Source organism: Halorubrum sp. C191 (assembly GCF_002727095.1).
In the GTDB taxonomy this organism is placed as follows: Archaea; Halobacteriota; Halobacteria; order Halobacteriales; family Haloferacaceae; genus Halorubrum; species Halorubrum ezzemoulense.
This window is the reverse complement of sequence record NZ_NHNZ01000189.1, coordinates 1-7,195: the sequence shown is the minus strand read 5'-3', so window position 1 is coordinate 7,195 and position 7,195 is coordinate 1. Positions and strand designations below refer to the sequence as shown.

Annotated in this window: 8 protein-coding genes; 6 read left to right on the top strand and 2 right to left on the bottom strand. The window is 54.1% G+C overall.

Annotated elements, in window-relative coordinates:
* Nucleotides 1-479: 479 nt before the first annotated feature.
* Nucleotides 480-2,543, bottom strand: a complete 2,064-nt coding sequence (locus tag Z052_RS16960) for an ATP-binding protein (RefSeq protein WP_099289279.1) — start codon at nucleotides 2,541-2,543, stop codon at nucleotides 480-482.
* Nucleotides 2,544-3,061: 518 nt separating this feature from the next.
* Between Z052_RS16960 and Z052_RS21435 the strand changes: the two genes are divergently transcribed.
* The 5 genes from Z052_RS21435 to Z052_RS16930 all read left to right on the top strand — a co-directional run bounded on the left by Z052_RS21435 (nucleotide 3,062) and on the right by Z052_RS16930 (nucleotide 5,234).
* Nucleotides 3,062-3,145 carry a hypothetical protein gene (locus Z052_RS21435; protein ID WP_303645068.1) on the top strand — a complete coding sequence of 28 codons (84 nt, stop codon included), beginning with the start codon at nucleotides 3,062-3,064 and terminating at the stop codon, nucleotides 3,143-3,145.
* Between the two features lie 202 nt (nucleotides 3,146-3,347).
* The gene (locus Z052_RS16950; protein WP_099289278.1) at nucleotides 3,348-3,629 is read left to right on the top strand and encodes a helix-turn-helix transcriptional regulator; all 282 of its coding nucleotides are present in this window, start codon (nucleotides 3,348-3,350) and stop codon (nucleotides 3,627-3,629) included.
* Between the two features lie 157 nt (nucleotides 3,630-3,786).
* The gene (locus Z052_RS16945) at nucleotides 3,787-4,089 is read left to right on the top strand and encodes an AbrB/MazE/SpoVT family DNA-binding domain-containing protein (RefSeq protein ID WP_099289277.1); all 303 of its coding nucleotides are present in this window, start codon (nucleotides 3,787-3,789) and stop codon (nucleotides 4,087-4,089) included.
* A complete protein-coding gene (locus Z052_RS16940; RefSeq protein WP_049933161.1) occupies nucleotides 4,089-4,508 on the top strand; it encodes a PIN domain-containing protein in 420 nt (139 codons plus the stop codon). Before Z052_RS16945 ends, Z052_RS16940 begins: the two co-directional genes overlap by 1 nt.
* Before the next feature lie 291 nt (nucleotides 4,509-4,799).
* A complete protein-coding gene (locus Z052_RS16930) occupies nucleotides 4,800-5,234 on the top strand; it encodes a PIN domain-containing protein (protein WP_241897985.1) in 435 nt (144 codons plus the stop codon).
* A 495-nt stretch (nucleotides 5,235-5,729) separates the two neighbouring features.
* Here the strand turns inward: Z052_RS16930 and arsN2 are convergent, their stop codons facing one another.
* Nucleotides 5,730-6,173 (bottom strand): arsenic resistance N-acetyltransferase ArsN2, encoded by a 444-nt coding sequence (gene arsN2, locus Z052_RS16925; protein ID WP_080508672.1) that lies wholly within the window; start codon nucleotides 6,171-6,173, stop codon nucleotides 5,730-5,732.
* A gap of 229 nt (nucleotides 6,174-6,402) precedes the next feature.
* On the opposite strand from arsN2, the gene Z052_RS16920 reads away from it, so the two are divergent.
* Nucleotides 6,403-7,131 carry a DUF6498-containing protein gene (locus Z052_RS16920; RefSeq protein WP_241897984.1) on the top strand — a complete coding sequence of 243 codons (729 nt, stop codon included), beginning with the start codon at nucleotides 6,403-6,405 and terminating at the stop codon, nucleotides 7,129-7,131.
* The last annotated feature ends 64 nt before the right edge of the window (nucleotides 7,132-7,195 follow it).

Below are 7,195 nucleotides of genomic sequence, written 5' to 3'. Positions count from 1 at the left end.
TCGCCGGCGCGCTTCACCCAGCGATAGATTGAGTTCGGCTCGACGTCGACGATCGGCTCATCGGGGTCGCGTTCGTATGAGAGTGTCCGGACGGAACTGGCGAGTTCCTTTGGAATCGGCGTCTCGCGGTACTGCCCGCGCTTCGGGTAGTCGTTCCACACGCGGAGGAAGCCGTCGGGGCGTACGTGAAGTCGTTGCCAGTGACGCTGGCGATCTCCTCGCGACGGAGTCCGGCCTGAACGCCGAGCCGAAACGCGATCTCCTGCTCTGGGGACTTCGCCTCGTCGATGAACGCTGCGACCTCGTCGTTCTCGTCGCTCTGGCTGAGCCAGACCCGCTTCCCGTCTCGTTTGGGATAGTCGTCAAGTCGCATAGTAGGCTTTGCGAGGTGACACACCGGATCATCCTACAGCTAAAGCCGCAGTATATTTCTCGGATTTGATAATATGATTTAATAAAGCTAAACAGTCGAGAATATTTTATGAGGAGTCCGTAGGGGTTGGGAGGTGGATCTGGATGGTTGTCCCTGATTCAGATCCGGACACTTCGATGTCCGCCCCTACCGTGACGACGATCCAATACGCGAGATAGAGACCGAGTCCTTGGCCATGGACTAATGGTTGCTCTTTTCCTTTAACCAGAACTTCTTCTTCTTCTTTCGGGATTCCAGGCCCCTCGTCCGCGATGGTCAGCACAACTGAGTCATTACGCTTGATTACAGTTATCTTGACGACCGGGTCCGAGCCGGTGTGCTCCGCAACGTTTTCGAGCAACTCCCACATGGCCGTCCCGATCCGTGGTAAAGTTTCGGCGACCGCAGTGTCTGGTAGCTCGGTTGTCACTCCCACTTCCGGGTGCCGCTGTTCGAGTCTTTCGATCGTATCGCTGATGGTCGGAATAATATCGACTGCTTGAAGTTCCGGCGAGACCTCCCGGTTCTCTTCGATCTGTCGCGCTGACTCAGCAATGTCCAACAGGCGTTCACCAGCCTGAACGATCGTCTCAGCGCTCGATTTAGCACCTCCGTCAAGCTCGTTTGCGAGCAGTTCGGCACGGCCATTAATCACCGTCAGTTCGTTCCGAACATTATGTCGTAACACGCGATTTAATACGCTGATCAGGCCCTCGCGCTTTCGTCGCTGGCTCGCGTCTTGAACCATCACTTGGACTTCTGTGACGTCGTCGGCCGTCCGCTTGTCGCGGCTCACAGAAGGGTCGTAAATTGGAACGAGCCGCATGTCGATGTAAGTGGTGCGACCCGACTGTGTCACGATAGGGTGGTCGCGTATCTGAGCCGTCTGGCCATTTGTGACCTCGTCGAGACGCTCCACTGCTGTTGTGAGGCTCTCGTCATCTGCGGCAAGTACTGATATGTGCTCGCCAGTCAACTCCTCAGGCTCGTATCCCACGAATGATTCGGCCGACTCGGACACGTAATTGAATCGCATCTCGATGTCGATTCGGAACACGAACGAGAAGCTCGCAGCCAGAATGGCCCGGTAGAGCTCGTTGCGTTGGTCGAGTTCGCGTTCTCGCTTTAGCAGTTGCTGACGCTGCCGCTCGCGTTCTGAAATGTCATTGAGAGTCAAAACATCTGTCTCTGGTCCCCCGACACCCATTGATTGTGACGACACGAGGTAGTGGCTCGGCTGAGTGCCGTTATTCTGCGTGACGACGTTTTTTGTCCCGTTCTGGGCCGCACGGAGTTCCGGAAACACATCTTCGAGGCTCTCGCCGACTGATCCACCAAGATCCGGAAACGAGTCTACCATCGCGGCTGAGTAGTCTTTGATCCGACCATCGTCGTCGACGATCACGGTCAAGTTGCCGGCTTGGGAGGCCGCGCCGACTGCTAGGAGCCGATCGCCGAACAGGAACACTGCTCCGACCGCGAACCCTGCTACCCCAACCGGCGCGTAAATGAACTCAATCAACGTCGGTGTCGTAATAGCGATGAGATCAAAGATAACAGGTAAGCCGAGGAGGCCGGTCATGCCAGCCAGCAGCCGTGAGTCATACTCCGACTTCACATATACTTCGAATACCATGAACAGGCCGACGGCTGCGAGCACATACGAGAACCCAGTTGCTATCCAGTGGACTATACCGTGGTTGATCGCCAAATAGCGAAAAGGCGTGGTAGCTTCACTGATTGTAAAATAGAGGCCGTGTAACGGATTGGTAACCTTCACGGTTACCACGGTGAGAAACACGCCGGTACTGAGGAGACGTATACTTGAGTTCTGATGTAGTTGCCGGCCGCTATAAGCGGATGCGAAGTACAACCACGCCCAAACGGTCCCGAATCCGAACACGAGTCCAATAATATACGCGGGCTCCTTGAGTGGATCCGGCACAAGAAAGTATCCCGTTTTGAATATTCCCCAGATTCCCGTCGCTACGAGCATTCCGACCAAGCCACGACGGATGTCGGCGTCGGAGATCATCCTCGCACGCGGAATAGCCGCAAAACAGATGATGCCACTAATAAAAAATAGACTAATATATGCGATACCCGCTGGTGTCGTCAACACTCCAGCCATCACGCGGTGAATACCCTACGCTTGTGACTTTCTGATATTGGGACACCCATCAATATATGTTTGTTTGATGGTGTATATATAATAAGCTACGGCCGAATTATCTTATCTGATATCGGACTGATATCTAGTAAATTATTGAAATGTCTTCTCGGAGCCCTTCTGGGAAGCACAGTATCTCGAGTTCGGATCCCGAACTGGTCTCATCAGTCTACGGCGAGTCCGACCCCAGATTCGAGGCTGTCGAGCAGCATCACCTTCGGACACCTCTCCTCACAGTAGTAAAGAGACGCTCCGAGAAGAGATTAGCGACGACGCCGCTGACGAACTGAACGAAGTCCTCACACACGCTGAAGAGATTTCCAACAGCAACGAATACCAAGTATCGTCGAGATCATGCCCATCCTCGCAGCCCGTAACAAGGTCCTCCTCCACGACATCTCAAATGGGGAGAGGATACGGATATCGCTTCGAAAGCGACCTTCTAACGGGCCAAATCAGCACTCGAAGATGCTGGCCGCATCGAGACTGAAAAAGTCCCAATAAATATCGGTTGCCCCCGACTTCGCCTTATCGCAACCGAAAGCTCGCGACAGCAGACCTGAAAACACTCTCCACCGGGATCCAGTCTCTGCTGTAGCATCCGCCCCACGATAGCCCGACTATGGAGACGAAAATACGGTGCTCCTCCGACTCAAGCGTGAGATGAAGCAGTCAAAATCACTGCCTAGAGGGTTTGAAACGTATTCTATGACACGCAGTCACCAAATCAGTAGTACTTCAAAACTCGAATGCGAAAATTGCGATATGTACGATCTCACTGGCTTTCAGCGCGATCTGCTGTACGTCGTTGCCGGACGTGATGGCCCCCACGGACTTGCGATCAAAGACGAGCTCGAGGACTACTACGAAAAGGAAATCCATCATGGGCGGCTCTATCCCAACCTCGACACGCTCGTTGAGAAGGGACTCATCGAAAAAAGCCAGCGGGACCGACGGACCAACGAGTACAGCACTACTCGCCGGGGCACGAGAGAGATCGAAGCTCGGACTGAATGGGAAGCCGGATATATTGACCACAACAGGTAATCGAACCGCTGCGTTCGAGGACTGTTTGACTCTAGTATTTCGCGTTCCTCAAAAGCCGAACCACACCTCGAACTCGACCAAAACATCCGACAGAGGAGTAACAACTATTTGTCAATAAGAAGAAAATTTAATTATGATTAAGATCTAATTATGAACTATAAGTAAGTCAGAACAACCAAATGACTCTGAAAAAGAGATTGTCGCCGTCACTAAGCACGGCCAGGCGACCATCCCAAAACGGTTCCGCGAAAAGCTCGGGATCGAAGCGCCTGGGAAGGTGTTGTTCCGGGAAACCGAAGATGGAGAGGTGATCGTTGAACAGGTCCGCTCACCGAGCGAGATGCGCGGCTTTGCCGCCCGTAGCGAAGCGAGTACAGACAAGCCTGCGTCCGAGATTCTCGAAGAGAAACGCGACCAGGACCGGAATGAACGTGACTCGCAGTTCTCAACTGAAGAATAATGTCGGCTCCTGACCGCGTTGTCTTCGGCGCTGAGCCGCTGATAGCACACGCCGACGATGAACTAGGCAGCGAGGTTGTAGAAGAGTATCTCGACGCGGTCGCAGTCGAGGACACCGTCGGCTACGCCAGCTACGTGAATTTCGCTGAGATCCGGTACACAATCGCCCGAAAGTACGACCGCGACACAGCCGACGAGTATCTCGACTGGCTGACTAATCTCGGTATCAAAACGGTAGATGTCGCCGATACTTGGACGGACGCCTCGGAGTATACGCTCAAGTATAATCCTGCGCTTGGCGACTCGTTCGCGCTGGCAACGGCTGAACATGTTGACGCGACGCTCTTCGTTGGCGGTGACGACGATTATGATGACGTCTCCGATATCCCGATCGAACGGTTCCGCGACGGTTCCGCGTAGGCCCGTTCGAAGATCTGGCTTGTCTGTGACCTATAACTGTACCACGGGAAGCCTCGGGGCTTGACCCTGAGGCGGTTCACCGGTCCAACGATAGCGCCAAAAGATAATAACTCGTGTATACAGTTTGTATACACATGAGTACGTCAATCCGCGTCTCTGACGACACGAAGGAGATGCTAGAGAGCCTGAAACGGGATGACGAGACGTTCGACTAGCTGCTCGAACGCCTCGCTCAGACCGAGAATCCGATCAACATCGGCGCGTGGAGCCCGGAAGCCGCCGACCGCGCACGTGACGCCGTCAAGCGCTCGCAAGAGAGTTTTGAGCGGTGATCTTCCTCGATACCTCCGTCGTCATCGACATGCTCGAAGGCGTCCCGGACACCGTCAATTCGTCGAGGACCGCGGACAGCCCTACCTCACGTCCGCGCTCTGCGTCTTCGAGGTGCTCAACGGGAAAATCAGTGCTGGGACCACCGATGTCGTCGCGATCCGGCAGGATTTCGGTGGCGTTCAGTCGCTCGAACTCAACGACCAGATCGCCCTCGAAGCCACGCGGATACAAGACCAGTTGATGGATGACGGTGAGCGCATGGCTGCCCGCGATCTCCTCATCGCCGCGACAGCGCGCTCCACCGGTGCCGAACTCATCGTCGCCGATTTTGACTTCGAGACGAGACTTCTCACCGACTTGATGGACGTGACGAACCTCCGGACCCACGACTGACTGACGGCTCTTCTCCGGGCTCCTCGAGGTCGATATTTCACACGCCTTTCGCACCGGCAACAAGCAGCGCCGCAGTGGCCGGACCACCGCTCCCGAATGCGAATGCCGCAGTGAGCATCGTCGCGAGCAGGCCGCACGCCACGAGGACAGAGGCGGCGTGCTGCGGCGTCGCCGCGTTTGGGTCATGCTCCATCGCGCACTTCTCGCGCCGCGCGCGTCCCTACAGGTTGCTTCCGCCCTGTGTAGCGAAGGAAGCGGCGGCACCTGCCAGTGTCACCGCTCCTAGCGGTGGCATGTCACCGTCGAGATACAGCAGCTGCGCGAAAAGGTTACATTCGCAGATGTCGTCGAGCACATCCTTCTCGGGGGTGTCTAGGGCTCATGAGTTGGCACAAACAGGTGGTCATCGAAGACCCCTTACACATAGTGGGAATCGCTCAGTACAGATGACTCACGAATCGTTCAGTACAGAGGAGCTAGAGAACAGGTCTGGTGCTACAGAGTTTTTTTCATACAGGTAGCTGTTGAAGGGCAGATATCGTCGAATTCTGTAGTTTGCTGAATAGCCCTTGGAGCTGTACTTCGATCTATTTCCACGTATCCCAAGTCGACAAAGAAACTAGAAGCGTTTGTTGTCAACAGGTACAGCGTATCAACGCTGGCAGACTGCGCTTCCGTTTCCACAACCGCACAGAGTGCTGCTCCATATCCCTGGCCTCGCACAGCTTCTTCGACGACAACCGACCGTAGAAGACCGTCAGTCCCATACAATTCGATACCTACGACGCCTATCCGTTCGTCGCCGTCGTAGCCGATGTAGAAGCAGTCTGGCTTCGACCGTACGTCCTGAGACGGCAAGCCATTCGCTTCAAGTCTAGTTTCGACATAAGAGAGAGTGGCTTCGTCCGCTCGTTGGAGCCTGAGGGGTGCCCCAGTCATAATTCAGGAAGGTATCCGAACCATATAATATCTTCACTCATCGTCGGGTCGTTCAATGTTGCTCAGTTTCGACCGGTAGTAGTGGTTGTATCGAATTGGGTTTGCTGGGGCGAGGCGACACCGGAGTCGCGTCTTATTTCACCAAACGTGCTGGCCACAGACCTTAGCTAGCAGGTTCTGTTTGGAAATGAAAATAAGCATGAACGTGTGAAAACAAACCAACTAGCAAATGGGTGAACGCAGCTGGACATCGGTTGTTGATACCACGTTCAGAGAACTGGGAGAGTCTAGCGACTTTTTCCTTGGGCTCATACTGAATTTTGGACTCATTGTTGGAGTGGTCGTGTTTCAGTGGAACCTCGTTGAGATCGCACTGGTGTATCTCATCGAGGTAGCGATTATCCAGCTCTTCTTTTTTCCTATTGCGTTGTTTACTCCGAAACCAGTAGACGGTCGGGACGGAGACATGTGGGACACCGACCCGACCCCACGTCAGCTGATTGGCTTGTTCCCACCAGTATACTGGCGAAATATCAAATTTGTCTGGTCCAAAGTTGTTTTCAATGCCGTGATTGTCGGCGTTATAATCCGCTCTGTTGCCTCCAGATACAGTCTTGCTTCGGACCTACCCGTGTCAGTCGGCCTCGCGATTGCTGGCATCGTGCTGTTTCAGCTGAGCCGTGTTTGGCGGCACTTTGTTGCTGAGCAATCATACAAACAGAAATCACCGACAGACCCGCTGGCGTTTGTGTACGCCCCACTCACTGAATTGTACTTGATATTTGTATACGTACTCGCCCCCGTGACGTTGGTTTTAGCCGGTATCGCATTCGCAATCGATAGCGACCTCAACTCATTGCCTACGTTACTGGTATATCTGATCCCAATGGGATTTATTCGGGCGTGGATAGGAAGCTTGGATCCACAGACAGACGATTTTGAGGTGAGTTTTAATTGAAGAGTGCGGCCTTGTGGAAATCTTCAGCAATTGACATCCTCCCCGCGCTGAAGGGCTGTCTCTT

Excerpts from the sequence above, each read along its gene's own strand:
- Z052_RS16960 (WP_099289279.1), bottom strand. The coding sequence starts at position 2,543 with ATGGCTGGAGTGTTGACGACACCAGCGGGTATCGCATATATTAGTCTA.
- Z052_RS16950 (WP_099289278.1), top strand. The coding sequence starts at position 3,348 with ATGTACGATCTCACTGGCTTTCAGCGCGATCTGCTGTACGTCGTTGCC.
- Z052_RS16940 (WP_049933161.1), top strand. The coding sequence starts at position 4,089 with ATGTCGGCTCCTGACCGCGTTGTCTTCGGCGCTGAGCCGCTGATAGCA.
- arsN2 (WP_080508672.1), bottom strand. The coding sequence starts at position 6,173 with ATGACTGGGGCACCCCTCAGGCTCCAACGAGCGGACGAAGCCACTCTC.
- Z052_RS16920 (WP_241897984.1), top strand. The coding sequence starts at position 6,403 with ATGGGTGAACGCAGCTGGACATCGGTTGTTGATACCACGTTCAGAGAA.